The following is a 25,826-nucleotide window of genomic DNA, read 5'->3' on the forward strand; positions in this document are numbered from 1 at the left end:
GCGGTACGGGTTCCCCACCACGACGTGAGCAACCGCACGGAGCCCGAAGCCGCAGACCGACACCCACCGCACGAGGCCCGATTTGACATGGGTTCGGGTGCCCCAGGCTGGACGAAGCCGGGCAGGCATGGCGGACGCACTTCCCGCCATGCCTGCCCGGCTTTGGCCTGCCTGGGGCACCCGTACGGCACCATGTCAAATCGGGCCGGACCGGACCACCCTCTGCTTCTCCCCTAGCCGACCATCACTCCAACACCACCAACAGATCCCCACCCTCAACCTGCGCCACACCCCGAACAGCCAACCGCTTGACCCGCCCACCCCGAGGCGCGGTAATAGCGGCCTCCATCTTCATGGCCTCGATCGTCGCGATGGTCTGACCGACCTCCACCACGTCATCCTCAGCCACGCTGGGCGTAACCACCCCCGCGAACGGCGCCGCGACGTGACCCGGGTTGGTCCGGTCCGCCTTCTCCGCCACCGGCACCTCGGCCGCGATCGACCGGTCCCGCACCTGGATCGGCCGCAACTGCCCGTTCAACGTGGCCATCACCGTCCGGATGCCACGCTCGTCCGCCTCACCGATCGCTTCCAACCCGATCAGCAGCCGCACCCCGGGCTCCAGGTCGACCTGGTACTCCTCCCCCGGCTTCAACCCGTAGAAGAAGTCCTTGCTACCCAGCACGCTCGTGTCCCCGTACGCATCGCGATGCGCCTGGAACTCCTTCGTCGGCGCCGGGAACAACAGCCGGTTCAACGTGCCCCGCCGGTCGTCCTCCAGCCCCTTCAGTTCCTCGTCCGTCAACTCCGCGACGCCCTTGGGCGCAGCCCGCCCTTGCAACGCCTTGCTCCGGAACGGCTCCGGCCACCCACCGGGCGGGTCGCCCAGCTCACCGTGCAGGAACCCGATCACCGAAGCCGGAATGTCGAACCGCCCGGGATCGGCCTCGAACTCGACCGGCGAGACCCCCGCACCAACCAGGTGCAGCGCCAGGTCGCCCACGACCTTGGACGAGGGCGTCACCTTCACCAGCCGCCCGAGCATCCGGTCGGCCGCCGCGTACATGGCCTCGATCTCCTCGAACTTCTGCCCGAGCCCGAGCGCGACCGCCTGCGTGCGCAGGTTCGACAGCTGCCCACCCGGGATCTCGTGCGAGTACACCCGCCCGGTCGGCCCGGGGATCCCGGACTCGAACGGCGCGTACACCTTCCGCACCGACTCCCAGTACGGCTCCAGGTCGCACACCGCACGCAGGTCCAACCCGGTCGCCCGGTCCGTGTAATCCGTCGCCGCCACGATCGCCGACAACGGCGGCTGCGACGTGGTGCCCGCCATCGACGCCACCGCGCCGTCCACCGCGTCCACACCGGACTGGATGGCCGCCAGGTACGTCGCCAGCTGCCCACCCGCCGTGTCGTGGGTGTGCAGGTGCACCGGCAGGTCGAACTCCTTGCGCAACGCGCTGATCAACCGCGCCGCCGCCGGAGGCCGGAGCAGACCCGCCATGTCCTTCACCGCGAGCACGTGCGCACCCGCGCCGACGATCTGCTCGGCCAGCTTCAGGTAGTAGTCGAGCGTGTAAAGCCGCTCATCCGGGTTCGACAGGTCCGACGTGTAGCAAAGGCACACCTCCGCCACCGCCGTCCCGGTCTCCCGGACGGCCTCGATCGCCGGACGCATCTGCTCCACGTCGTTGAGCGCGTCGAAGATCCGGAAGATGTCGATCCCGGTCTTCGTCGCCTCTTCAACAAAAGCGCTGGTCACAGCCTCGGGGTACGGCGTGTACCCCACCGTGTTCCGGCCGCGCAGCAGCATCTGCAAAGTGATGTTGGGTACCGCCTCGCGCAACGCCGCGAGCCGCTCCCAGGGGTCCTCGGCGAGGAACCGCAGCGCCACGTCGTACGTCGCACCGCCCCAGGCCTCCAGCGACAGCAACTGCGGCGCCATGCGAGCCACGTGCGGCGCGATGGCGAGCAGGTCCTTCGTCCGCACCCGCGTAGCCAGCAACGACTGGTGCGCGTCCCGGAACGTCGTGTCCGTGACGGCCAGCGCCTTGCTCTCCCGCAGCCACCGGGCGAAGCCCTCCGGCCCCAGCTCGACCAGCTTCTGCCTGGACCCGGCCGGCGGCTCGGCGTTCAGGTCGACCACCGGCAGCTTGACCTTCGGGTCCACGACGGACGGACGCGGCCCGTTGGGCTTGTTCACCGTCACGTCGGCCAGGTAGGTGAGCATGCGCGTGCCGCGGTCGGCGGAGTGCCGTGCGGTCAGCAGGTGCGGGCGCTTCTCGATGAACGAGGTGGTGACGCGGCCCTCGTAGAAGTCCGCGTCGTCCAGCACCGCCTGGAGGAACGGGATGTTCGTGGACACGCCCCGGATGCGGAACTCGGCCACCGCGCGACGGGCGCGGGCCACCGCGGCGGAGAACGTCCGGCCGCGGCACGTGAGCTTGACCAGCATCGAGTCGAAGTGCGCGCCGATCGCCGTGCCCGCGCCGGTGGTGCCGCCGTCGAGCCGGATGCCGGAGCCGCCGGGCGAGCGGTAGGCGCTGATCATGCCGGTGTCCGGGCGGAACCCGTTCGCCGGGTCTTCGGTCGTGATGCGGCACTGGAGCGCCGCGCCGCGCAGCTGGACGGTCTCCTGGCTCAGGCCGAGGTCGTCCAGGGACTCGCCGCCCGCGATGCGCATCTGCGACTGCACGAGGTCCACGTCCGTCACCTCTTCGGTGACCGTGTGCTCGACCTGGATGCGCGGGTTCATCTCGATGAAGACGTAGTTGCCGCGCGGGTCGAGCAGGAACTCGACGGTGCCGGCGTTGCGGTAGCCGATGTGCCGGGCGAACTTGACCGCGTCGGCGCACATCCGCTCGCGCAGCTCCGGGGCGAGGTTCGGCGCGGGCGCGATCTCGATGACCTTCTGGTGCCGGCGCTGCACGGAGCAGTCCCGCTCGAACAGGTGCATCACGTTGCCCTCGCCGTCGGCGAGGATCTGCACCTCGATGTGCCGCGGCTCGATCACGGCCTGTTCGAGGAACACCGTCGGGTCGCCGAACGCCGACTCCGCCTCGCGTGACGCGGCTTCCAGGGCCTCGCGCAGCCCGCTGCGCTCCTCGACGCGCCGCATACCGCGACCACCGCCGCCCGCGACCGCCTTGACGAACACGGGGAACGTGATGTCGTCGGCGGCCTGGAGCAGGGCCTCGATGTCGCTGGACGGCTCGCTGGACTTGAGCACCGGGAGGCCGGCTTCACGGGCCGCGGCGATGGCGCGGGCCTTGTTGCCGGTCAGTTCGAGCACGTCCGAGGGCGGGCCGACGAACGTGATGCCCGCTTCGGCGCACGCCTTGGCCAGCTCGGGGTTCTCCGACAGGAAGCCGTAACCCGGGTAGACCGCGTCGGCGCCCGCTTTCCGGGCCGCCTTGATGATCTCTGTGACGGACAGGTAGGCCCGGACGGGATGGCCGGGTTCACCGATCTCGTACGACTCGTCGGCCTTCAGCCGGTGCAGGGAATTGCGGTCCTCGTGGGGGAAGACGGCAACCGTGCCGGCGCCCAGTTCGTAGGCGGCGCGAAAGGCCCGGATCGCGATCTCGCCGCGGTTGGCGACAAGAACCTTGCGGAACATGCGGCGTTCCCTCCCGGTTACTCGGCGAGCCCTGCCCGAGAGGGCCTTAGTGGCACCGTCGTGGCAGGACTCGAGGAATCAAGGCACGTTACCGTGCGCTTCCCGCCCCTCGGGAGTTCCATCCCACGTGACGGACGTCATCGTGATCGGTCACTCTCCCGGCAAGAGCAGGTGCGACCGGGGACCATGCCCGTGGATTCTCCCTTGCCGGGTCGACCGGCGCAGCCCCCGACACGGTGGGCGGAGTGACAGCCCGTACCTCACGGACCGCCGATCGTCGTTCACCCCACACGTTGGATGACCGACTCGTTACGGTGCGTTCGCCGCATCGGGTGACTACGGCTCCCGACTTCTCGGTAGGGTTGGCCCATGGCCGGGGCTGAAGGGACTGGGCAGCCTGCTGCCCGCACCCATTTCGACGTCGTTCTGCGCGGGTACAACCAGCGCCAGGTGAACGAGCGGGTGACGCGACTCGAATTCGACCTCAAGCACTCGAACCGGGCGCGGGAGGCGGCGTCGGCCCAGGTCGCGGAACTGAGCAAGCTCCTCGGCACCACCCGTGCCGAATTGGACAAGGTGAAGTCGCAGCTGAGCAAGCTGGCCACCAGCCCGACCAGCGCCTCGAACGTCACCGATCGCGTCCGCGTGATGATGACGTTGGCCGAAGAGGAAATCGCCGATATCCGCCAAGGTGCTCTGGACCAGGCGAACGCCACCCGCGCCGAGGCCGCGCGCGAGGCCGCCGAGGGCAAGGCGATGCACCAGCGGGCGATGGGCGACCTCGAAGACCGGCGGCGGAAGCTTGAGGCGTCCCACCAGCAGCGGGCGAAGGAGCTGGAACGCCTGCACGAGGAGCGCCGCAACGAGCTGGAGAAGTCGCTCGAGGAGTTGCGTTCCAAGCTGACCGCCGAGCACGACGAGCTGCGGACCAAGCTGAACGGCGAGCACGAGACGCTGCTGGTCGAGGTCCGCGCCGACCGCGAGCGGCTGACCGCCGACTTCGAGGCGAAGGCGGCGGCGCTGGAGGCGAAGCGCGTCGAGCTGGAGCAGAAGTACAAGGGCTACCACGACGACCTCGACAAGGAGTACGACGAGCTGCGCACGAAGCTCCGCAAGGAGCACGAGGTGCACGTCGTCGAGGCCAAGGCGGAGGCCGTGAAGCTCCGCGAAGCCGCCCGCGCCGAGACTTCGGAGTTGCGCGCGGAGACGGAGCGGCAGATCGCCGAGCTGGAGGCCGAGGCGCTGGCCAAGGCCGAGCAGGCGGTGGCCGAGGCCAACGCCAAGGCGGAGCGGACGATCACCGAGGCGGACGCCCACGCCGACCGTCGCACGACGGCGGCGGACACGAAGCTGGCCGAGCTGCGGCGCGTGCACCAGGCGTTGAGCGTGCAGTTCGCCGCGGCCCAGGAAGCGGTGTCCCAGGCGGTCGCCACCCTCAGTCCCCTCGATGAGGAGTCGGCCTTGGACACCTCCGAACCGGCGGTCACCGAGCCGGACGACACCGAGCCGCCGACCGTGAAGACCGTCAAGGCCGACACCAGCGAGCCCTCGCCCACCGAGCCCAAACCCGAGCCCGCGAACCGGTCCGAGCAGACGACCACCCAACTGCCGATCCCGAAGTCGACCAAGCGCCCGAAGTAGCCACGGAACGCCTACTGCGGGAACGTCGACTGCCGGAACGCCTACTGCGGCAGCTGATCCGCCGGCACGACCTCGCCCTGATCCGGCACGGTGATCTGCACCGGCTTGCCCCAGTCACGGAACCGCGTGGCGGACTGCTTGACCACCTTGCCGTCCAACTCGAACCGGTACTCGGCCCGCACCGGCGCGCTGGTGTCGTCCACCCACACCGACGCGGAGATCTTCACCCCGTACTCGGCCAGCTGCGTGTGCTGCAACTGGGTGTCCTGGTCCTCGATGACCTTCGCCATCTTCAGCGGGTCCACCACCAGGTCGAACCGGGTCACCGGCACGCCGTCCAGCTGCTCGGCCCCCTTGGCCACGATCAACGCGGCCCGCGGCTGCACGTAGTCCAACTCGGCGCCCACCGTGGCGCTGGGCCCGAAGCCCCGCAGCAAGGCGGTCACCTCGCCACCCGCGGCCGTCGGGTAGAAGCCCCATTTCTTGCCTGCCGGCATCGGCGCGCCCTCGACCTGCACGTACGTGCCGTCACGGACGACCACCAGCGCGATCTTCTTCGGCTGGCCGCCGGTCGACACGTCCATCGTCATCGACCCGGTCAGCCCGTCGGCGTCCTGCCGCACCGCGCCGTCCACCACGTTCCGGACTTCGGTGGCCTGCCCGTCGGACGCGAAACCCTCGGTGTGGAACGTCGCGGTGGCCAGCTCGGCCCGCCGCTGCCCGATCCGCTCGGCCAGCACCGCCAGGTCACCCTTGGGCGGCGACGACGTGGTGGGAGCCGGCTCACTGGCCGGACCGGCCGTGCAGGCGACCAGCGCCAGCGGGACCAGGGCAAACAGGAAACGGCGCACAACTCAGGCTACCCACACCGCCCTCGAACAGCGGTTGCCCCCACCGACCCAGGCACGGCGGTCGCCCCCACCAGCCCAAGCGTCGCCTAAGCCTTCTCCAGGTGCGTCGCCTAACCCATCTCCAGGTACGCCTAGGCCTTCTCCAGGTACTCCGCCCGCTCGTCGTCCAACATCCCCGCCACCAACCCGGCCAACCCGGGATGCGCGGCCAGCTCCGGATCGGCCTCCACGACCTCCTGCGCCACCACCCGCGCCTCCGCGATCACGTCCTCGTCCCGCAGCAGCGACAGCATCTTCAACCCCGACCGCCGCCCGGACTGCGCCGCACCGAGGATGTCCCCCTCACGCCGCAACTCCAGGTCCAGCTGCGCCAGCTCGAACCCGTCCAAAGTGGACTCGACCGCGCGCAGCCGCTCCATCGTGGACGTGCCGTCCGGCATCTCCGTCACGAGCAGGCAAAGCCCCGGCGCGCTACCCCGGCCGACCCGACCACGCAGCTGGTGCAGCTGGCTGACCCCGAACCGGTCCGCGTCCATGATCACCATCACGGTGGCGTTCGGCACGTTCACGCCGACCTCCACCACCGTCGTGGCGACCAGCACCTGCACCTCGTTCGCCGCGAACGCCCGCATCACGGCGTCCTTGTCCTCGGGGGCCATCCGCCCGTGCAGGATGTCGATCCGCAACCCCCGCAACGGCCCTTCGGCCAGCCGGTTCGCCACGTCCACCACGGCCAGCGGCGGCCGGCGGTCTGCAGCGCCCGTGTCCTCCTTCGGCGGCGCTTCCGCGTCGTCCTCCGACTCGCCGTCCCCGATGCGCGGGCACACCACGTACACCTGGTGCCCCTTGCGCACTTCCTCGTGGATCCGCTGCCAGGCCCGGTCCAGCCAGCCCGGCTTCGCCGCCACCGGCACCACCGACGTGCTGATCGGTGACCGGCCCTGCGGCAGCTCGCGCAGAGCGGACACCTCCAGGTCGCCGTACACCGTCATCGCCACCGTGCGCGGGATCGGCGTGGCCGTCATGACCAGCACGTGGGGCGTAGACCCGCCGGCACGTCCGCTCAACGCGGCGCGCTGCTCGACGCCGAACCGGTGCTGCTCGTCCACCACGACGAACCCGAGGTCGGCGAACTCCACCTTGTCCTGGATCAACGCGTGCGTGCCGACCACGATCCCGGCCTCACCGGACACGATCTCCAGCATCGCCCGCTTCCGCGCCGGCGCGCCCATCGACCCGGTCAGCAGCGTCACCCGCGTCGCGTGCTCGGCCCCGCCCAGCTCACCGGCCTGCCCGAGATCACCCAACAACTCCCGCAACGACCGCGCGTGCTGAGCCGCCAGCACCTCCGTGGGCGCGAGCATCGCCGCCTGCCGCCCGGCGTCCACGACCTGCAACATCGCCCGCAACGCCACGATCGTCTTGCCCGAACCCACCTCCCCTTGCAGGAGCCGGTTCATCGGGTGCTCGCCGGACAGGTCCTGGACGATCTGCTCGCCGACCTCCCGCTGCCCCGCCGTCAGCTCGAACGGCAGCCGGGCTTCGAACGCGTCCCGCACCAGACCGTCCCGGGGCGGGCACGCGGGCGCGGGGCGGGCCGTGGCCGAACGGCGGCGCTGCGCCAGCGCCAGCTGCACGGCCATCGCCTCGTCCCACTTCAACCGCTGCTGCGCGACCGTGATCGCGGCCCAGCCGTCCGGCCGGTGGATGTCCCGCAACGCCTTCTCCAGCGGGATCAGCCCGCGGGCGGCGCGCAACGACTCCGGCAGCGGGTCCTCGCTCACTCCGTCCCACAGCGCGAGCACCTGCTCCACGCAGTTGGACACGTTCCACGACTGGATGCCCTGCGCCGCCGGGTAGACCGGGATGAACGCGCCCGCGAAGTCAGCCGCCGCCGCGTCCTCGCCGTCGAGCACCTGGTAGTCGGGGTGGGCGAGCTGGAGCTTGCCGTTGAACATGCCGACCTTGCCCGCGAACATCGCCTCGCGCCCCGGCAGCAGCTCCCGCTCGATCTTCCGCGAGCCGCGCCCGAAGAACACCAGGTGCAGGTCGCTGGTGCCGTCCGTGATCACGGCCTCCAGCAGCTCGCCGCTGCGCGACTTCATCCGCCGCTGGCGCGCGCTCTTCACACGCGCCTGCACGGTCACGTGCTCGCCCTGCTCCAGCCCGGCGATCTCGGTCAGCTTGCCGCGCTCGTCGTACCGGCGCGGGTAGTGGCGCAGCAGCTCACCGACCGTGGTCAGGCCAAGGCCGGCCTCCAGCGCGTCGGCGCTCTTCTTGCCGAGCACCGACACCAGCTTGTCGTCGAAGGTCGTCATCCCGGCCCATTCAACTACTCGACACCGACAACCAGCAGCGCGTCCCGCTGTCCGCCCTGGTACGCGGCCAGTTCCACCTCCGGGTGGGCGACGCGGAGGTGATCTTCCAACACCCGCTCGATGCCGTCGGGGGCGGCCCGGCCCAACAGCACGGTGACCAGTTCACCGCCGCTGGCGAGCATCCGGTCCACCAGCCGGCACGCCAGCCCGCCGACGTCCGCCGCGCCCGGTTCGATGAGCACGACCTCGCCGTCGAGCATGCCGAGCAGGTCGCCGGGCTCGCACCGGCCGACCCAGGTGATCGCCTCGCGCTCGGACACCGCGACCTCGCCGCGCCTGGTCGCCGCCGCGGCCTCGGCCATGGCGACCGCGTCGTCACCGGCCCGCCGGGACGGCGAGTGAACCGCCAACGCCGCCAACGCCTGCACCAGCGAGAACGTCGGCACCACCACAACGTCCTGACCCGCGGCGACGGCCTGGGCGACCGCCTCGTCCAGCGGTTCGCGCAACGACGGGTCACCGGGCAGCACGGTCACCTGCCTGGCCCGCGTGCTGACCACCACGGCCAGCAGGTCGGCCGCCGTCACCTCGTCACCGGGCTCGAACACCACCGCGCCCTCGGACCGGAACAGCTCGGCCGCGCCTTCTCCCTCGACCAGCGCCACGATCGCCCGGTCGCGCACGAAGCGGGGCGCCTGAGCGGCGATCTGGTCGGCGAACCGGGCCACCGTGATCCGGTGCGGCCGACCGGCCCGGATACCCGCCTCGACGGCCGCGCCGATGTCGTTGCAGTGCACGTGCACGGTCCACAGCCCGCCGCCGTCGCCGACCACGGCCACGCAGTCGCCGATCAGCTTCAAGTCGCCCTTCAGCCGCTCGATCTCGGGCGAGCCGTCCGGCCGGTCGTCCAGCAGGTACATGACCTCGTACTCGAACTCCGACGAACCGGCCTCACGCGCGGTGGTGAGGGCGTCGCGCGGCACCGGGACGTGCCCAGGAAGGTCGTACGAGGGAGGGTCGTCGACCACCCGCCCGGTGATCACCGCCGCCAACGCGTCCAGCAGCACCACCAACCCCCGGCCGCCCGCGTCGACCACACCGGCACGTGCCAGCACGGCCAACTGCCGGGGCGTGTTCGCCAACGCCTCCGCACCGGCCTTCGCGGCCACCGTCACAACGTCGTCCAGCTCGTCTGACGCGCAGTTCCGGGCCGCCTCCGCCGCCGCGTGCAGCACGGAGAGCACGGTGCCCGCCACCGGCTCGGAGACGGCCGCGGTGGCCAGTTCGTCGGCCCGCAGGAGCGCCCGCCGCAACGACGTGCCGGACGCCGTGGAAGCGCCCTGGGCCGCCTCCGCCAACCCGCGCAGGACCTGGGACAGGATCACCCCGGAGTTACCCCGCGCGCCGGCGAGCGCGCCACGTGCGAGGGCCGCCAACGCAGCCCCCACGGTGTCCACCGGAGTCCTCAACAACGCGTCCAACGCCGACCGCATGGTCTGGAGCAGGTTCGTCCCGGTGTCCCCGTCCGGCACGGGGAACACGTTGATGCGGTCCAGGTCCTCCCGGTTGGCGTCCAGGGACCGCACACAAGCGTCCGCCCACTTGCGCACCGCGACCGCATCGAGAGCCCGCATGGCGGCGAGGGTACGGAACTGCCGGGCGTCGAGGTCGATGTGGTGAGCACAAGTGCTGTTGAGGACGTTGCAGCCCGATCGAGTGATCGTTCGCCGCCCTGCAAGCGATTCGTTCATACGTTCGATACCGTGGACTATGTGGGGGGCTGTCAGGCTGAGTCGGCCGATCGCGGCGTCGTATGTCGTGCCGGGCCGTCGGGTGTGTCGGTCCGGGATCGTCTCAGGGGGCTGACGGTCGAGGACGAGAGGCTGTTGCGCCTGCTGGGGCGGCATCTGGGGTCGTTGGCTTCCGGCGACCTTGGCCGCTGGTACATCACAGCCTCCTGGCAGCGCCCACCCACACCGACTGTCCCGTGGCCGGCAGCTCGCACGGCGGGCGTGGTCGGCGTGGACTTCAACGCCGATCACCTCGCCTGCTATCGGCACGGCAACCCGGTCGGCGGGCCGCACCGGTTCTCCTTCGACCTGTCCGGTACCGCGGATCACCGTGACGCCCAGATCCGCCACGCCCTCACCCGCCTCCTGCACTGGGCCGAGCAGACCGACGTCACCGCGATCGCGGTCGAGGACCTGGACTTCTCCACCGAGAAGACCCGGTAGAAACACGGCCGCCGCAAACCGTTCCGGCAACTGATCTCCGGCATGCCCACCGGCAAGCTCAAGGCCCGACTGACCGCCATGGCCGCGGAAGCCGGCCTGGCGATCGTCGCCGTCGACCCCGCGTACACCAGCAGGTGGGGCGACCAGCACTGGCGCAAGCCGCTGACCACCGGCAAGCGCACCATGACCCGTCACGACGCGGCTGCGGTCGCGATCGGACGACGCGCCCTCGGCCACCCGATCCGGCGACGGACGGCACCGCCCCACGACGACCGGAGCGATCGTCGCGGGCATCGGACCGCCCAGACCGCACCAGGTGACCGCAGGCGTGACGGAAACCGCCCGCCCACCACGGACCACGCCCACCGAAGCGTGCCGCCGAACGGGACGAGAACGCGGCGACCCAGCACATCCACCACCGTTCAGGATGCGCGCAGTGACCAGCAGCGGGTCCAAGACCCACTCCCGAGCACTGGATCAGGAACCGGTAATTGACCCGATTTTGAGGCAGAACGGCCCACCGGCTACCCTGACTGGGTTGCCATGCCCGGCTGAGGCTTGTGCACGCTTGCGCGCCCGCCGGGGCGTGAGTACCGATCAGGAACCTTAAGGAGTGGCTGACGTGGCTGCCGTGTGCGACGTCTGTGGCAAGGGGCCGGGCTTCGGCCATTCTGTCTCGCACTCCCACCGGAAGACGAACCGCCGGTGGAACCCGAACATCCAGACCGTGCGCGCGAAGGTGTCCTCTTCGACGCGGCAGCGGCTGAATGTGTGCACCTCGTGCCTGAAGGCGGGCAAGGTGGTGCGCGGCTGAGACCCGCGCCGAGAGCTTGGTGAAAGGCCCCCGGGATTCGTCCCGGGGGCCTTTCGTCGTCTGCCGGGCGTTCACGCGGCCCGAACCATCGCGATCATGTGTGGAAGACCTCGGCATGCCAGTCGGCGACCCACCCGCCGTCACCGAAGTCCAACGCCGCCGTGCACGTGTAGGTGTCGCCGTCACACCACATGCCGGTTACGGGCACGGGGTCGCGCTCCACCGCCGCGCGGTCGTGGTAGACGTCGACGCTCCAGCGCGCGACCCACCGGCCGTCGCCGAAGCGGAGGTTCGCCGTGCAGGTGTAGGTGTCGCCGTCGCACCGAAGGCGCGTGACCGGCACCATGTCCCGGGTCTCCGCCCGGCCGTGGTAGACGTCGACGTTCCAGTCGGCGAACCACCGGCCGTCACCGAACTCCAACGCCGCCGTGCACTTGTACGTGTCGCCGTCACACCACACGCCGGTTACGGGCACTGGGTCCTTGGTCGTCGGCTCGGCGAGCGCCGAACCGCCGAACACCAGTGCCGAGAGACCGACGAGGAGTGCGACGAGTGCTTTCTTGAGTGTCATGCCCTCGACGCTGGCAGCGGGAACCGCCGTCGGACAGACCGGTCATCCCGTGGCACCGGCGGACTACCGGCCGGAATGACGGCGCGCCCGCCAAACATCACCGACCGTGACGGAACCGCCACTACGGGCTACGACAGCTTCCAGTCCACCGGCTCCGCGCCCTGCGCCACGAGCAGCTCGTTCGCCTTGCTGAACGGCCGCGAGCCGAAGAAGCCGCCCGCCGCCGACAACGGGCTCGGGTGGACCGACTCGACACACCGGTCCGCGCCCAGCAACGGCTTGAGCGCACGCGCCTGGCTGCCCCACAGGATCGCGACCAGCGGCGAGTCCCGCTCGGCCAGCGCCTTGATCGCCTGCTCGGTCACCGGCTCCCAGCCCTTGTTCCGGTGCGAGTTCGACTTGCCCGGCTGCACCGTCAACGCCCTGTTCAGCAGCAGCACGCCCTGCTCGGTCCACGGCGTCAGGTCGCCGTTGGACGGCTTCGGGTGCCCCAGGTCGGCCATGTACTCGGTGTAGATGTTGACCAGGCTCTTCGGGATCGGCCGCGTCTCCGGCGACACCGAGAAGCTCAGGCCCACCGCGTGCCCCGGCGTCGGGTACGGGTCCTGGCCGACGATCAGCACGCGCACGGCGTGGAACGGCTGCTGGAACGCCCGCAGCACGTTGTCCCCGGCGGGCAGGTAGGTCCGCCCGGCGGCTACCTCCGCCCGCAGGAACTCGCCCATCGCGGCGATTCGACCGGCGACGGGCGCGAGTGCCGCGGCCCAGCCGGCTTCCATGATTTCCTCAAGCGGACGTGCCACGGCGGAAATCTATCTCAGTCGAGCCGGCGCAGTTCCTTGCGGTACAGCAAGATGTTGGCCACGTACTTGTCGACCGCGAACTGCCAGGCGCCGTCCGGCACGACGTATCCCTCACGCACGCGGGCGGGCACGCCGAGCGCCATCGACCGGGCCGGCACGTGCCCCTCGAACGACACCACCGCGCCCGCGCCGACGATCGCGCCCGTCTCCACCACGGCGCCGTTGAGCACCACGGAGCCCGAGGCGATCAGGCACTTGTCCGCGATGGTCGCGCCCTCGATGTGCACGTTGTGCCCGATGACGCACTCCGAGCCGATCAGCGTCGGGTGCACTTCGGTGCAGTGCAACACGGTGCCGTCCTGGATCGACGTCCGCGCGCCGACCTCGATGCGCCCGTAGTCACCGCGCAGCACGGCCTGCGGCCACACGGACGCGTGCGCGCCGATCCGCACGTCGCCGATCACCGTCGCGTCGGGGTGCACGTAGGCGTCCGGGTGGATCACCGGCTCGTAGTCGCCCAACGCGTAGATCGCCATCGCGGTCCCTTCCGGCGCTCAGATCTCCTTCGCGAAGCAAAGGCTTTCCGGATGATGCCGGTACACGCCGAAGTTGTCGATGCGCGCGTATCCACTGGTTTCGTACAGCCGGATCGCCTCGGGCTGCCGCAACCCGGTCTCCAGCACCATCCGCTTGCGCCCGGCCGCCCGCGCCGCCGTCTCCAGCGAGGCCAGCACGACCCGTGCCAGCCCGCGCCCGCGCATGGCGTCCGCCACGTACATGCGCTTGATCTCGGCGTCCCCGGTGCGCAGCGAGTCGGTCGCCACGTCGTGGGCGCGCCACCCGCCGCAGGCCACCGGCTCGTCGTCCACGTACCCGACCGCGAAGTGCCCCAAGGGCGCGGCGAACTCGGCCGGGTCGACCGGCGTGACGTCCCCGTCGCCGTAGCGGGTCACGTAGACCTGCTGGAGGTCGGCGATCAGCTTCACCGAGTCTGGATGGTCATACGCGAGCGTGAATAGTTCCACACTCGCCATGCTACCTACCGCCAGTGCTCCCAACCAGGGGGTTTCTCGTACGCCCGGCCGTCGACGGTGACCCCGCTGCCGTGCCGGACCGTGCCGATGGTGCGCCATCCCTCGGGTACCGCGGCCGGCTCCGGGAACGTCGCCGCCAGCGCGTGATCCTCGCCACCGGTCAACGCCCAGTGCCGGGCGTCCGCGCCGAGCGCCGCCGCGACGTCGATCAGCCGCGGATGGACTTCCAGCAGTTCGGTGCGGATGTCGATGCCGATGCCCGACTCGTCCGCGATGTGCCCGAGATCGGCCAGCAGGCCGTCCGACACGTCGATCATCGCCGTCGCGCCCGCCGCCGCGGCCTGGGGTCCGGCGGCGTAGGGGGGTTCGGGGTTCCGCTGGGCGCCGACGACCGCGACCGGCGACCGGAAACCGCGCTGGAGCACGGCCAGTCCACCGGCCGCCCAGCCGAGCTTCCCGCACACCGCGACGACATCACCCACTTGCGCACCGGATCGGGTGACGGGCTCCAGACCGCCCATGTCACCGAGCGCGGTAACGGAGATCACCAATGTCGCGGACGACACCATGTCGCCGCCCACCACACCGGCTCCCGCGACCGTCGCCTCCTGCCACAGGCCGGCCGTGATGCCCTCGATCACGGACGACTGCGTGTCGGCCGGGCACGCGAGGCCGATCAGCAAAGCCGTTGGCATCGCGCCCATGGCGGCGACGTCGGCCAGGTTCACGGCCGCCGCCTTGCGCCCGACTTGCTCAGGTGAGGACCAGTCGAGTCTGAAGTGGACACCCTCGACGAGCACGTCGGTGGACACCACCACGCGGCCGTCGGGCGCCGCGACCACGGCCGCGTCGTCACCCGGCCCCAGCAGGGTCGTGGGCGGCTGCGTCCGACCTGCCGTCACCCGGCGGATGAGACCGAACTCACCCACCTCAGCGACCGTGTCCGCGTTCCGCGGCGGCTCCGGACGCACGGTTGCCTCCCGTTCTGAGCATTCGGAACCCCAACTGGGGTACGTTGCTGTCCACGTTCCTACCCCGACCTAACCTGTCGCGACGAAGGGGCACGCCGTGGTGCACGCATACATCCTCATCCAGACCGAGGTCGGAAAGGCAGCCGCCGTGGCGGCTGAGATTTCCGGCATCCCCGGGGTGGCCACCGCGGAAGACGTCACCGGACCGTACGACGTCATCGTCCGCGCCGAGGCCGACACCGTCGACCAGCTTGGACAGCTCGTGGTCGCCCGTATCCAGAACGTAGAGGGCATCACGCGAACCCTGACCTGCCCTGTCGTGCACTTGTAGGCCCGTGTTGTCATAACCGGGTGGCACAGGAACCGGAACCCGCCTCGCTGCTCCCCCGACCGCTGCTCGCCGTGGCCCTCGGCCTGCCGGCGCTGCTCGCGGCGGGCGTCGCGGCCGTGGGCCTCTTCCTCGGCGCGAGCGGCAAGGACGAGCCGGCCGATCCGTCCGCCGACCACTCCGGGCCGGTCGCGCTGGTGCCCGTGCCGGCTCCGAAGGCCGAGTCGGACGAGTGCAAGGCGTTGGTGAGCGGCCTGCCGATGCAGCTGGTGTCGAACGGGGTCACGTTGCCGCGCCGCGAGTTGGCGTCGCCCGCTCCCGCCGGAGCGTTGGCGTGGGGCGACAAGCAGCACGAGCCCGTCGTGCTGCGGTGCGGTCTGGACCGGCCCAACGCGCTCACCCCGACCTCCGAGCTGCGGACCGTGTCCGACGTGACGTGGCTTGTGGTGTCCGAGGGTTCGGCGTCCACGTGGTACGTGGTGGACCGGCCGGTGTACGTGGCGCTGACCGTGCCGTCCGACGCCGGCACGGGACCCTTGCAGGACATCTCGACCACGATCCGAGACACGCTCGCCAAGGGCCCCGTGGACACCAGGGGTTAGCGGTACGAGACGGCTAGCGCAGGCCGGTGCCGCGGGCGATCGCGGTCTCGACCAGCGTGGTGAGCAGGGTCGGGTAGTCGATGCCGGTCTCGGCCCACATCCGCGGGTACATCGAGATGGGCGTGAAGCCGGGCATCGTGTTGACCTCGTTGACGACCAGCTCGTCGTAGTCGGTGACGAAGAAGTCGACCCGGGCCAGGCCCTGGCAGTCCAGCGCGCGGAACGCGGTGACGGCCATCTCCCGCAGGTCGCGGATCACGTGCTCGTCCAGCTTCGCCGGGATGTCGAACTCGCAGACGTCGTCCAGGTACTTGGCGTCGAAGTCGTACCAGTCGACCTCGCCGCCGACGATGCGCAGTTCGGCGGGCAGCGACGCCTCGACCCGGCCGTCCGGGAACTCCAGCACGCCGCACTCGACCTCGCGGCCGGAGACGGCGGCCTCGATGATCACCTTCGGATCGGTCTTGCGGGCCAGGGTGATCGCGCTCTCGAGGTGGGCCCAGTCGACGACCTTGGAGATGCCGACGGACGACCCGGCGCGCGAGGGCTTCACGAAGACGGGCAGCCCCAACCGTTCCCGGTCGGCCTCGGTCAACGTCTCCTGGTCGCGCCGCAGCACCACGAACTCGCCGACGGGCAGGCCCACGCCCTTGAGCAGGCGCTTGGTGAACTCCTTGTCCATGGCGACCGCGCTGGCGAGCACACCCGGTCCCACGTAGGGGATGTCCGCCAGTTCCATCAGGCCCTGGATGGTGCCGTCCTCGCCCCACGCGCCGTGCAGGACGGGGAACACCACGTCCACCTCGGCCAGCACGTCGTTCGGCGCGACGGGCACCAGTTCGCTGCCGGACACGGGAACCAGCGCGTTGACGGTGGGCAGCTGCCGGTCCCGCGTCTCCAGCGCCTTGGTGTCGTCGGCGCCGATCACCCACGAGCCCGCTTCGGTGATGCCCACCGGCACGACGTCGAACCGGTCCCGGTCCAGGTGCGGCAGGACACTGCCGGCGGACAGGCAGGAGACCATGTGCTCGCTGCTGCGCCCGCCGAACACCACGGCGACCTTGGTCTTGCGCTGTGTCATGGCTCGGACCCTACCCGGATGGCCTAACCGCGTGAGTCCTACGTTCAGAACGCGTGAGTCCTACGTTCAGGACCCCCGAATTCAACGCTCAGGACGGGCGGGTGGCGGCGGACAGGATGCGGATCAGGTCGGGCAACGCGGCGGTCAGCTGGTCACGGGAGCAGGCGCTGTAGCCGATCGCGGCGCCGTGGACCTTCGGCCGGCCGGCGTGGTGACGGGCCAGGCCGTCCAAGCGCAGCCCGCGGTCGTAGGCCTCGGTGAGCGCGTCACGTTCCGCCTGGGCCGACGGCAGCGGCACGACGATGTGCGCGCCGGCATCGTCCCCCAGCACGGGAATCCCCGCCTCGGCGAATGCAGCCGAAAGCAGCGCACGGCGTTCCGACAGCTCACGGCGGAGCTTGCGGAGGTGACGACCCAGGTCACCGTTGCGCGCCAACTCCACCAGGACGCGTTGACCCGCCGCAGACGGGCTGGTGCCGGTCCGATCGCGGTACGCCAGGACTTCCGCGGTGATCGATTCGGGCGCGACCATCCACCCCGCGCCCAACGTGGGCGTGAGGATCTTGCTCGTAGTACCCAGGTGCACCACGACGTCCGGCGCCAAAGCCGCCAGCAACGGCAACGGCGCGACGTCGTACCGCAGCTCGCCGTCGTAGTCGTCCTCGACGACCAGCCACCCCTCCGCCCGCGCCCGCTCCACCAACGCCACCCGCCGCGCCGCCGACATCCGCCCACCCATCGGGTACTGGTGCGCGGGCGAGCAGTACACGCCGCGCACGCCCGGCGGCACGGCCTCCACCAACAGCCCTTCCGCGTCCACGGGCGCCTGCACGACCCGCACGCCGGCGGCCCGGAACGCCCACACCGCACGCTGGTACCCCGGCTCCTCCACCGCCACCGCGTCACCGGGCCGCAGCACCGCCGCCCCCAGCTCCACCAACGCCGCCGTCGTCCCCCCGGTCGCCAGCACCAGCTCCTCCCGCAGCCCGCCGCGCACCGCCAACCCCCGGTGCCGCAACAGGTGTTCCGCCACCACCGCCCGGTACTCCGGCAGCCCACCGCGAGCCGGCCGGAACAACGGCTGGACGTCCGCCGCCGCACGCCAGGCCCGCCGCCACGCCGCCCGGTCCAGCCCTTCCGCCCAAGGCGCGCCCGGAGCGAGGTCCACCACGTCGGCCACGACAGGCGGCGCCACGGCACGCCGGGTCCGCGACTTCAACGCACCCGGCGGCGTCGTCGTCACGTAGGTCCCGGAGCCGTGCCGTCCCGCGATCCAGCCCTCCGCGTGCAACTGCTCGTACGCCGCCGCCGTCACGGTCCGGCTCACGCCGAGCCGCTCGGCCAACGCCCGCGTCGAAGGCAGCCGGTCACCGCTGCGCAGCCGTCCGTCGGCCGCCGCCGCGCGCAGGGCGTCCGCGAGCTGCACGGCCAGCGGTTCGGCCGACGTGCGGTCCAACACCACCGCCAACGCCGTCTCCGACAAAGTGGCCTCCTCAGAATGCCGAGAATTGGCGCTTGATGAGTGCCACTTTACCGGCGATGGTCAACGCATGACGTTGTCACCGACGGACCGCAGCACCATCAAGCGCGGACGCAAGCGTGCCGTGACCGAACGAGAGGCGCTGCACGCCGTCCTCGACGCCGCCCTCGTCTGCCACCTGGCCGTCGTCGTGGACGACGCGCCCATCGTGCTGCCCACCGGCTACGGCCGCGACGGCGACACCCTCTACATCCACGGCTCGACCGGCGCGCGCAGCCTCCGCCAGGCCGCGACCGGGGTGCCGGTGTGCGTCAGCGTGACCATCGTCGACGGCGTCGTCTACTCCCGCTCGGTGTTCAACCACTCGATGAACTACCGCGCGGCCGTCATCCACGGCACCGCCGTACCGGTCACCGACGAGGACGCCAAGCTGCACGGCGTGCGCGTCATCACCGAGCACATCGCACCCGGCTCGTGGGACTACGCCCGCCCGCCGACGACGAAGGAGCTCGCCTCGACCGCCGTGCTGTCCCTGGACCTGGCCGAGGCGTCCGTGAAGATCCGCAGCGGCCCGCCCGGTGACGACCCGGAGGAGGTCGCCGCCAACGAGAAGTGGGCGGGAGTGCTGCCGCTGCGCACGGTGTGGGGCGAGCCCGAGCCGGACCCGCAGCTGGTCGGCGGCTGGGACGTGCCGCCGCACGTCACCGCGCGGAGGTAGTCCCCGACACCGGGTCGAACCGCAGCGGCCGGATGGTGCGCCCGCCGTCGCGGTACACGTGGATCGTGACGGCCGGGTCGGCGCCGTCGTTGCGCACCTGGTGCACGTACGACGGTCCGAACGCCCGCGACTGCCCGGCCACCAGGTGGTGCAGCACCTGGGTCGGACCGGGCGTGACGATCTCCGTCAACGAGCCGCTGACCACGGTGAACGCGCCGCTCGTCGCGCCGTGGTCGTGCAGGTCGGCGTGCTGGCCGGGCAACCAGCTCATCAGCCACACCTCCTGCTCCTCGGTCTTCTCCACCAGCGCGGCGAAGCGGGTGTCGGGGTCGTAGCGGAGCAGGTGGGCCCAGCGCTCACGTCGTGCCGCCGTGTCGAGCGCGATCCGCACGGGGTGCGGCGCGGCGTGCGACTGGGGCAGGGCGATGGTGTTCTCCGGAACGGCGAACATGGTTCCTTCTCGGGCTCGGGTGAGTGCGAGCCTCAGGGGCTCGCGGGACGCGAGACGATCACCGAGAGAGACAGAGCGCGCTGGCGACCAGGCTGAGGTCGATGTGACCCCGCCCGTCGATCATGGCGCGGAAAGACATGGTGACGAGAGTGGCAGCACCCTCGTCACCACGCAACCGAGTCCCACGAAATGGACCCGATCAGTGGTGCCCGGTCAGAGGTGCCTGGTCAGAGAGCGCCGAGGACGTCCTCGACCAGGTCGGCGGTGTCCTCGCAGCCCGCGGACAGTCGGACCAGGCCCTCGGGCACCGGGTCGCCCCACTGCGCGCGCCGGTCCAGGCTGGTGTGCAGGCCGCCGAAGCTGGTGCTCGCGAACACCAGCCGGGACCGTTCGAGGAACGCGGCGACCGCGCCGGCGTCCGCCAACTCGAACGTCAGCACCCCGCCGAACCGCCGCATCTGCTTCGCCGCCACGACGTGCGCCGGGTCCTCGGGCGCGCCCGGCCACCGCAGTCCGGTGACCGCCGGGTGCGCCTTGAGCACGTCGTACAGGGCCGCCGCGTTCGCCGCCTGCCGGCTCAGCCGCAGGTCGAGCGTGCCGAGCCCGCGGTGCGCCAGCCAGGCCTCGAACGGGCCGGGGATCGCGCCGCCGGTCGTCCGCGCCGCCCGCACGCGTTCCGCCAACGCCGGGTCCGAAGTGGACACGTGACCGAGCAGCACGTCGCTGTGACCGGCGACGGCCTTCGTGTCGCTGCTCACCACCGCGTCCGCGCCCAGGAGCAACGGCTGCTGCCCGAGCGGCGTCGCGGTCGTGTTGTCCACCGCCACCAGCGTGCCCGCCGCGTGCGCGGCCTCGACCAGCGCCGCGATGTCGCACACGTCCAGCCCGGGGTTCGACGGTGACTCCAGCAGCACGAGCCGCACCCCGTCGAACGACGGGTACGGCCCGGCGGTCGGCACCTCGACCACTTCCACCGGCATCTCGGCGACCAGCGTGCGGGTCAGGTAGTAGCCGTCGCCGGGCACCATCACCACGTCACCGGGCTTGAGGACCACGCGCAGGAACGTCGAGATCGCCGCCATGCCGGACGGGAACAGCACGGCCGTGCCGCCGTCCAACCCGCCCAGCGCCGTCTCCAACGCGCGCCACGTCGGGTTGTGCGCCCGGCCGTACGTGTCCTCGCCGCCCAGGTGGTAGGCCGACGCGAACACCGGCCCCGCCAGGAACGGCTCCCCCGGCGCGGACGGTGTCGAGTGCACGACGCGCGTGCCGTCGCCCCAGGTCACTGGCGTTCTGCCTTTCGTTCACGGCCGAGCAGCGCGGCGGTGAGGACGCGCGGGTCCAGCCCTTCGTGGCACACCTGGTGCACGCCGTCGGTGATCGGCATGTCCACCCCGACCCGCGCGGCCAGCGCCCGGATCGACGAGCAGGACTTCACGCCCTCGGCGACCTGACCGTGCGCGGCCTCCTGCGCCTGCGCCAGCGAGTCGCCGCGCCCCAGCCGTTCCCCGAACGACCGGTTGCGCGACAGGGGGGACGCGCACGTCGCCACGAGGTCGCCCAGACCGGCCAACCCGGCGAACGTCAACGGGTCCGCGCCCAGCGCCGCGCCCAGCCGCGACGTCTCGGCGAGCCCGCGGGTGATGATCGAGGCCATCGTGTTGTCGCCGAACCCCATGCCCGCCGCCATGCCGCAGGCCAGCGCGATGACGTTCTTGCACGCGCCGCCCAGCTCGCAGCCCACCACGTCCACGTTGGTGTAGGGCCGGAAGTAGGAGTTGGAGCACGCGTGCTGGAGGTCGACCGCGCGGTCGTGGTCGGTGCACGCGATGACCGTCGCGGTCGGCTGCTCGGCCGCGATCTCCTTGGCCAGGTTCGGCCCGGTCACCACCGCGACCTGGTCCTCCGGCACCCCGGCGACGTCGCGGATCACCTCGCTCATCCGCTTCAACGTGCCCAGTTCCACGCCCTTGGCGAGGCTGACCAGCGTGGCGCCCTTGGGCAGCGAGGACCGCCAGCCGGTGAGATTCGCCCGCAACGTCTGGCTCGGCACCGCCAGCACCACGGCCTGCGCGCCGGCCAACGCCTTGTCCGCGTCGGACGTGGCGTCCAGGTTCGCGGGCAGCGTCACGCCCGGCAGGTAGTCGGCGTTGACCCGGTTCTCCCGGATGGCGTCGGCCACCTCCGCGCGCCGCGCCCACAGCACGACGTCCGTGCCGGAGTCGGCGAGCACCTTGGCGAAGGCGGTGCCCCACGATCCGGCGCCCAGCACCGCGACCCGGTCCACGGTCATGCCTTCTTCGAGTAGAAGCCGTCGGGCGCCTGTTCGTCGCGGATGTCCGCGAGCAGGCCCTTGACCTCGTTCATCAGCACGTCCGTGACCTCGCGCAGCAACGCGATGTTGTGCGGCTGGGACCGGTAGGAGGACAGGTCGACCGGCGGGCCGACCTTCGTCACCACCGTCTTGCGCGGGAATGGGCGGAACTTCTTGTGGTAGTGGTCGTACAGCTCGCGGGTGCCCCAGCGCGCGACGGGCAGCACCGGCACGTCGTGCTCCAGGGCGAGCCTGGCCACACCGGTGCGGGACGCCATCGGCCAGCCGTCCGGGTCGCGGGTGATGGTGCCCTCCGGGTAGATGATCACGAGGAGGCCTTCCTCCAGCGCGGCGTGCGCGGCGCGGAGGCTCTGCTGGGCGTCGGCCGAGCCGCGGTAGACCGGGATCTGGCGCGCGCCCCGGAGCACGGAGCCGAGGACGGGGACGTTCCAGAGGCCGTGCTTGGCGAGGAAGCGCGGCACGCGGCCCTGCTTGCGGGTGAAGACGGCGTCGTAGACCGGGTCCAGGTGCGACACGTGGTTCATCACGATGAGCGCACCGCCGGTCCTGGGGATCAGCTCCGCGTCCTCGTTGCGCCGACGCGCCATCAACGCGGTGGCGGGGTAGAAGATCGCCGCCGCGAATCCGACCCAGAAGCCGCCCTTCTCCTTGGCCACCTGCACTCCCTCTTCGTCGTGGACCTGGAAGTCTTCCCCGGAAGGCCCGGCCAGGTCCAGCCGGCATCGGGGAGTATGGCGGGGTGGGAGCCGAAGTGGACCTGGTGGTGCCGGTCAAGACCCTGGACCGGGCCAAATCGCGGCTGGTGGGCGCCCGGCTGGACCGTCCGACGCTCGCGCTCGCGTTCGCGTTGGACACCATTTCGGCGGCGCTGCCGGTGGTGCGCAGTGTGTTGGCTGTCACGTCCGACCCGGCGGTGGTGGTGGAGTTGCGGGCGCTGGGGGTCGAGTCGGTGGCGGGGCCGGAGGGGTTGAACGAGGCGCTGCGGTTCGGTTTCGGGGTGCTGCGGTCGCGGGACGCGGGATCGGTGGTGGGTGCGTTGCAGGCGGACTTGCCGGCTTTGCGGACCGGGGAGTTGGCGGCGGCGTTGGCGGCGGCGCGGGGGCGGGCGTTCTGCCCGGACCGGCAGGGGACCGGGACGACGTTGCTCCTGTCCGAGCCGGGTGGTGAGCTGGCTCCGGCTTTCGGCGGTGCGTCGGCGGTCGCTCACATGGCGTCGGGTGCTACGGCGCTGGTCGGGCCTTGGCCGTCGTTGCGGCATGACGTGGACACGGCGGAGGACCTCCGGTTGGCGGCGAACCTGGGGCTCGGCGCCCGCACCGCCGCCGCTCTGATTCCGGTCGGCAGCTGATCCGGTAGGCAGCTGATCCGGTAGGCGGCTGATCTCACGCTTGTCCGGCGCCGGTTGTCCACACCGCGACGTTCTATCCACAGGCCGCCCCGGCCGACGCGACTTTGTCGGTCCCATCCGGAAAGATCAAAGCAGGGGTCCCCTTGGCGGGGACGCCTGCGAAGCACGCCCCGGGAGACAGGCCCGGCCAAGCAGGCCCGGCCAAGCAGTCCCGGCGAGGCCAGCCAGGTGCGCTGGACCCGGCCAAACCCGACACCGAGAGCCCGAAGCTGGTGGTTGACAGCCCCACAGCGCGGCCTCAATCTGGGAGCGCTCCCAGACACCGTCGTCGCAGAGGACACCGCCGATGAGATCGCGCACCGCCACCCTGCTCGTTCTCGCGCTCGCCGCCTCCCAACTGGGCGGCATCCCGATCGTCCAGGCACAAGAAGACCCGGCCGCCGTCCGCGTCACGGTCAACGCCCGCGCCGGACTGGAATCGGTCGGCGACGCGGCGATCGGCGTCAACCACGCGATCTGGGACGCCCAGCTCGGCACACCCGAGGTCGCCGATCTCCTGCGCGACGCGGGCGTCCAGGCGATGCGCTACCCCGGCGGCTCGTACTCCGACATCTACCACTGGCGCGACCACACCGCCCCCGGCGGCTACGTCGCCCCGAACACCGACTTCGACCACTTCATGGCCGGTGTCCAGCGGGCCGGTGGGCAGGCGATCGTGGCCGCCAACTACGGCACCGGCACGCCGCAGGAAGCAGCCGACTGGGTCAGGTACGCCAACATCGAAAAGGGCTACGGCGTCAAGTACTGGGAAATCGGCAACGAGCTCTACGGCAACGGCCACTACGGCTCCGGCTGGGAAGCCGACGACCACCCCGACAAGAGCCCGGCCGGCTACGCGACCCTCGTCGCCGAGTACGCACGAGCGATGAAGGCGGTCGACCCGACGATCCAGGTCGGCGCGGTGCTGACCACGCCGGGTGACTGGCCGGACGGCCTCGTCACCAGCGGCGACGCGGGGACGTGGAACCAGGTCGTGCTCTCGATCGCCGGTCCGGTGGTCGACTTCGCCATCCTGCACTGGTACCCGAGCGGGACCGGGGCGGAGGTGCTGACCAAGACCGACCGCGTCCCGGACATGATCCGGTTGGCACGTCAGCAGATCGCCCGTTACGCGGGCAAGGAGCTCGGCATCGCGCTGACCGAGATCAACACCTCGTACGGCCGCAACACCCAGCCCGGCGCCCTGTTCGCCGCCGACGCGTACGCCACCCTCCTCCAGAACGGCGTGTTCACCGTCGACTGGTGGAACGTCCACAACGGACCGGACACCGCCTCCACGATCGGCGGCCACCCGGACTTCCACGACTACGGCCTGCTCTCCAGCGCCGGCTGTCTGTCCGACGGCACGGTCTGCCAACCACCACTGAACACGCCGTTCGCCACCTACCACGGGCTGGCGATGACGTCGAAGTTCGTCCGCACCGGTGACCAGTTCGTCGTGGCCGGCGCGAATGACCCGCTGGTCAAGGTGCACGCGGCCCGTCGCGCGGACGGCGGCCTGGCCGTGCTGCTGATCAACGAAGACCCGGACGTGGCCAAGCCGGTCGCGGTCGACTACGCCGGTTACGCCCCCGCCGCCGACGCACAGGTGCTGACCTACACCAACGGCGACACTGCCATCTCGACCACCACGGGCAGCGCCGCATCGCTCACCCTCCCGCCGTACTCGCTCACCACGCTGGTCCTGCGCCCGGCCACCCAGTCCACCGGCCCCTCCGCACCCGCCCGCCCCACCGCCACCACGGTTACGGACCGCGCGGCGACGCTCACCTGGCCCGCGCCCGCCCAGGGCGCCAAGTACGAGGTCCACCGCCAGAACGGCACCGTCAGCGAGCAGTGGGGCGAGACCACCGGCACCACGTTCACCGTGCGCAACCTCACGCCGAGCACCCGCTACACGGTCAACCTCATCGCCCGTGACGGCACGGGCCGGGTCTCGTGGTCCTCCCCGCCGCTCACGTTCAGCACCACCACACCGGCCGCGTCCACCTGCGCCGTCAAGCTGACCAACGCCAACGACTGGGGCAACGGCTACGTCGGCAGCGTCGACATCACCAACACCGGCAATGCCACCGTCGACAACTGGACGCTCGCCTTCGACTGGCCCACCGGCTGGCAGCAGATGAACAGCGGCTGGAACGCCACGTGGGCGCAGACCGGGGCAACGGTCCGGGTCGCCGGCGCCGACCACAACCGGTCGCTGGCACCGGGAGCCACCGTGAACGTCGGCTTCGTCGGCGCCTACCAAGGCCCGAACGTGCCGCCGGCGGTCTTCAAGCTCAACGGGGTCCACTGCACGACCCGATGACCACGGATCGGCAGCCCTGTCCGGTCGGCTAGCTTGGCAACGTGACCAAGCAGCCGACCGAGCAGGCCACGGTGAGCGCGCACCACGCGGACGGCTCGGCGACCGTGCTGCGCGACGACGGCGTGCTGGTGGACGTGTCCGCCGACGCTGTCGCCGCCGGCGGTTGGCGTTCACTGCGCGCCGGCCAGCGGGTCACCCTTGTGCGGGATGCCGCCGGTCACGTACGGGGCGTGCTGCGACCAGTGTGACGCGGAGT

Annotated in this window: 24 protein-coding genes; 9 read left to right on the forward strand and 15 right to left on the reverse strand. The window is 71.1% G+C overall.

What is annotated here, in order from left to right; genetic code table 11:
- Window positions 1-244: 244 nt before the first annotated feature.
- Window positions 245-3,622, reverse strand: a complete 3,378-nt coding sequence (locus F4560_RS25430; RefSeq protein ID WP_184923902.1) for a pyruvate carboxylase — start codon at window positions 3,620-3,622, stop codon at window positions 245-247.
- Between the two features lie 369 nt (window positions 3,623-3,991).
- On the opposite strand from F4560_RS25430, the gene F4560_RS25435 reads away from it, so the two are divergent.
- Window positions 3,992-5,263: a coiled-coil domain-containing protein gene (locus F4560_RS25435; protein ID WP_246477883.1), complete on the forward strand. Its 1,272-nt coding sequence runs from the start codon at window positions 3,992-3,994 to the stop codon at window positions 5,261-5,263.
- 41 nt (window positions 5,264-5,304) lie between these two features.
- Here the strand turns inward: F4560_RS25435 and F4560_RS25440 are convergent, their stop codons facing one another.
- The 3 genes from F4560_RS25440 to F4560_RS25450 form a co-directional block, all read right to left on the reverse strand.
- Entirely contained in the window at window positions 5,305-6,114 is an 810-nt protein-coding gene (locus F4560_RS25440) for an SCO4651 family lipoprotein (protein ID WP_184923904.1), read from the reverse strand.
- Between the two features lie 131 nt (window positions 6,115-6,245).
- Window positions 6,246-8,432, reverse strand: coding sequence for an ATP-dependent DNA helicase RecG (gene recG, locus F4560_RS25445; RefSeq protein ID WP_184923906.1), 2,187 nt, complete (start codon window positions 8,430-8,432; stop codon window positions 6,246-6,248).
- Between the two features lie 14 nt (window positions 8,433-8,446).
- Window positions 8,447-10,066, reverse strand: a complete 1,620-nt coding sequence (locus F4560_RS25450) for a fatty acid kinase ATP-binding subunit FakA (RefSeq protein WP_184923908.1) — start codon at window positions 10,064-10,066, stop codon at window positions 8,447-8,449.
- A 129-nt stretch (window positions 10,067-10,195) separates the two neighbouring features.
- Between F4560_RS25450 and F4560_RS43755 the strand changes: the two genes are divergently transcribed.
- Window positions 10,196-10,666, forward strand: a complete 471-nt coding sequence (locus tag F4560_RS43755; protein ID WP_221483636.1) for a hypothetical protein — start codon at window positions 10,196-10,198, stop codon at window positions 10,664-10,666.
- A 622-nt stretch (window positions 10,667-11,288) separates the two neighbouring features.
- On the forward strand, window positions 11,289-11,480 hold the full coding sequence (gene rpmB / locus F4560_RS25460) for a 50S ribosomal protein L28 (RefSeq protein WP_033437952.1): 192 nt from the start codon (window positions 11,289-11,291) through the stop codon (window positions 11,478-11,480).
- A 94-nt stretch (window positions 11,481-11,574) separates the two neighbouring features.
- On the opposite strand, the gene F4560_RS25465 is transcribed toward rpmB, so the two are convergent.
- From F4560_RS25465 to F4560_RS25485, 5 genes are all read right to left on the reverse strand, one after another.
- Window positions 11,575-12,051: a hypothetical protein gene (locus F4560_RS25465; protein ID WP_221483637.1), complete on the reverse strand. Its 477-nt coding sequence runs from the start codon at window positions 12,049-12,051 to the stop codon at window positions 11,575-11,577.
- 128 nt (window positions 12,052-12,179) lie between these two features.
- Window positions 12,180-12,854 (reverse strand): uracil-DNA glycosylase, encoded by a 675-nt coding sequence (locus tag F4560_RS25470; RefSeq protein WP_184923910.1) that lies wholly within the window; start codon window positions 12,852-12,854, stop codon window positions 12,180-12,182.
- A 14-nt stretch (window positions 12,855-12,868) separates the two neighbouring features.
- Window positions 12,869-13,390 carry a gamma carbonic anhydrase family protein gene (locus F4560_RS25475; protein ID WP_184923912.1) on the reverse strand — a complete coding sequence of 174 codons (522 nt, stop codon included), beginning with the start codon at window positions 13,388-13,390 and terminating at the stop codon, window positions 12,869-12,871.
- Window positions 13,391-13,408: 18 nt separating this feature from the next.
- Complete coding sequence (locus F4560_RS25480) at window positions 13,409-13,888, reverse strand: GNAT family N-acetyltransferase (protein WP_221483638.1); 480 nt, start codon at window positions 13,886-13,888, stop codon at window positions 13,409-13,411.
- A 5-nt stretch (window positions 13,889-13,893) separates the two neighbouring features.
- Entirely contained in the window at window positions 13,894-14,859 is a 966-nt protein-coding gene (locus F4560_RS25485) for a thiamine-phosphate kinase (protein WP_184923916.1), read from the reverse strand.
- Between the two features lie 97 nt (window positions 14,860-14,956).
- On the opposite strand from F4560_RS25485, the gene F4560_RS25490 reads away from it, so the two are divergent.
- Window positions 14,957-15,190 carry an Lrp/AsnC family transcriptional regulator gene (locus tag F4560_RS25490; protein ID WP_015104517.1) on the forward strand — a complete coding sequence of 78 codons (234 nt, stop codon included), beginning with the start codon at window positions 14,957-14,959 and terminating at the stop codon, window positions 15,188-15,190.
- 20 nt (window positions 15,191-15,210) lie between these two features.
- Window positions 15,211-15,789 (forward strand): DUF3515 domain-containing protein, encoded by a 579-nt coding sequence (locus F4560_RS25495; protein ID WP_184923918.1) that lies wholly within the window; start codon window positions 15,211-15,213, stop codon window positions 15,787-15,789.
- 13 nt (window positions 15,790-15,802) lie between these two features.
- Here the strand turns inward: F4560_RS25495 and F4560_RS25500 are convergent, their stop codons facing one another.
- On the reverse strand, window positions 15,803-16,870 hold the full coding sequence (locus F4560_RS25500) for a D-alanine--D-alanine ligase family protein (protein WP_184923920.1): 1,068 nt from the start codon (window positions 16,868-16,870) through the stop codon (window positions 15,803-15,805).
- Between the two features lie 88 nt (window positions 16,871-16,958).
- A complete protein-coding gene (pdxR, locus tag F4560_RS25505) occupies window positions 16,959-18,353 on the reverse strand; it encodes a MocR-like pyridoxine biosynthesis transcription factor PdxR (RefSeq protein WP_184923922.1) in 1,395 nt (464 codons plus the stop codon).
- Window positions 18,354-18,420: 67 nt separating this feature from the next.
- Between pdxR and F4560_RS25510 the strand changes: the two genes are divergently transcribed.
- Window positions 18,421-19,068 (forward strand): pyridoxamine 5'-phosphate oxidase family protein, encoded by a 648-nt coding sequence (locus F4560_RS25510; RefSeq protein WP_184923924.1) that lies wholly within the window; start codon window positions 18,421-18,423, stop codon window positions 19,066-19,068.
- On the opposite strand, the gene F4560_RS25515 is transcribed toward F4560_RS25510, so the two are convergent.
- From F4560_RS25515 to F4560_RS25530, 4 genes are all read right to left on the reverse strand, one after another.
- Entirely contained in the window at window positions 19,052-19,519 is a 468-nt protein-coding gene (locus F4560_RS25515) for a cysteine dioxygenase (protein ID WP_184923926.1), read from the reverse strand. The two genes, F4560_RS25510 and F4560_RS25515, sit on opposite strands and share 17 nt — an antisense overlap.
- Window positions 19,520-19,746: 227 nt before the next feature.
- Window positions 19,747-20,805 carry a cystathionine gamma-lyase gene (locus F4560_RS25520; RefSeq protein WP_184923928.1) on the reverse strand — a complete coding sequence of 353 codons (1,059 nt, stop codon included), beginning with the start codon at window positions 20,803-20,805 and terminating at the stop codon, window positions 19,747-19,749.
- A complete protein-coding gene (locus tag F4560_RS25525; RefSeq protein ID WP_184923930.1) occupies window positions 20,802-21,812 on the reverse strand; it encodes an NAD(P)H-dependent glycerol-3-phosphate dehydrogenase in 1,011 nt (336 codons plus the stop codon). Before F4560_RS25525 ends, F4560_RS25520 begins: the two co-directional genes overlap by 4 nt.
- Complete coding sequence (locus F4560_RS25530; protein ID WP_184923932.1) at window positions 21,809-22,510, reverse strand: lysophospholipid acyltransferase family protein; 702 nt, start codon at window positions 22,508-22,510, stop codon at window positions 21,809-21,811. The genes F4560_RS25525 and F4560_RS25530 overlap by 4 nt, the downstream gene beginning before the upstream one ends.
- 83 nt (window positions 22,511-22,593) lie before the next feature.
- Between F4560_RS25530 and cofC the strand changes: the two genes are divergently transcribed.
- From cofC to F4560_RS25545, 3 genes are all read left to right on the forward strand, one after another.
- The gene (gene cofC / locus F4560_RS25535) at window positions 22,594-23,202 is read left to right on the forward strand and encodes a 2-phospho-L-lactate guanylyltransferase (protein WP_184923934.1); all 609 of its coding nucleotides are present in this window, start codon (window positions 22,594-22,596) and stop codon (window positions 23,200-23,202) included.
- Between the two features lie 346 nt (window positions 23,203-23,548).
- A complete protein-coding gene (locus F4560_RS25540; protein WP_184923936.1) occupies window positions 23,549-25,570 on the forward strand; it encodes a cellulose binding domain-containing protein in 2,022 nt (673 codons plus the stop codon).
- A gap of 41 nt (window positions 25,571-25,611) precedes the next feature.
- Window positions 25,612-25,818: a hypothetical protein gene (locus F4560_RS25545; RefSeq protein ID WP_184923938.1), complete on the forward strand. Its 207-nt coding sequence runs from the start codon at window positions 25,612-25,614 to the stop codon at window positions 25,816-25,818.
- Window positions 25,819-25,826: the final 8 nt, after the last annotated feature.

This window comes from Saccharothrix ecbatanensis (assembly GCF_014205015.1).
Lineage (GTDB): Bacteria > Actinomycetota > Actinomycetes > Mycobacteriales > Pseudonocardiaceae > Actinosynnema > Actinosynnema ecbatanense.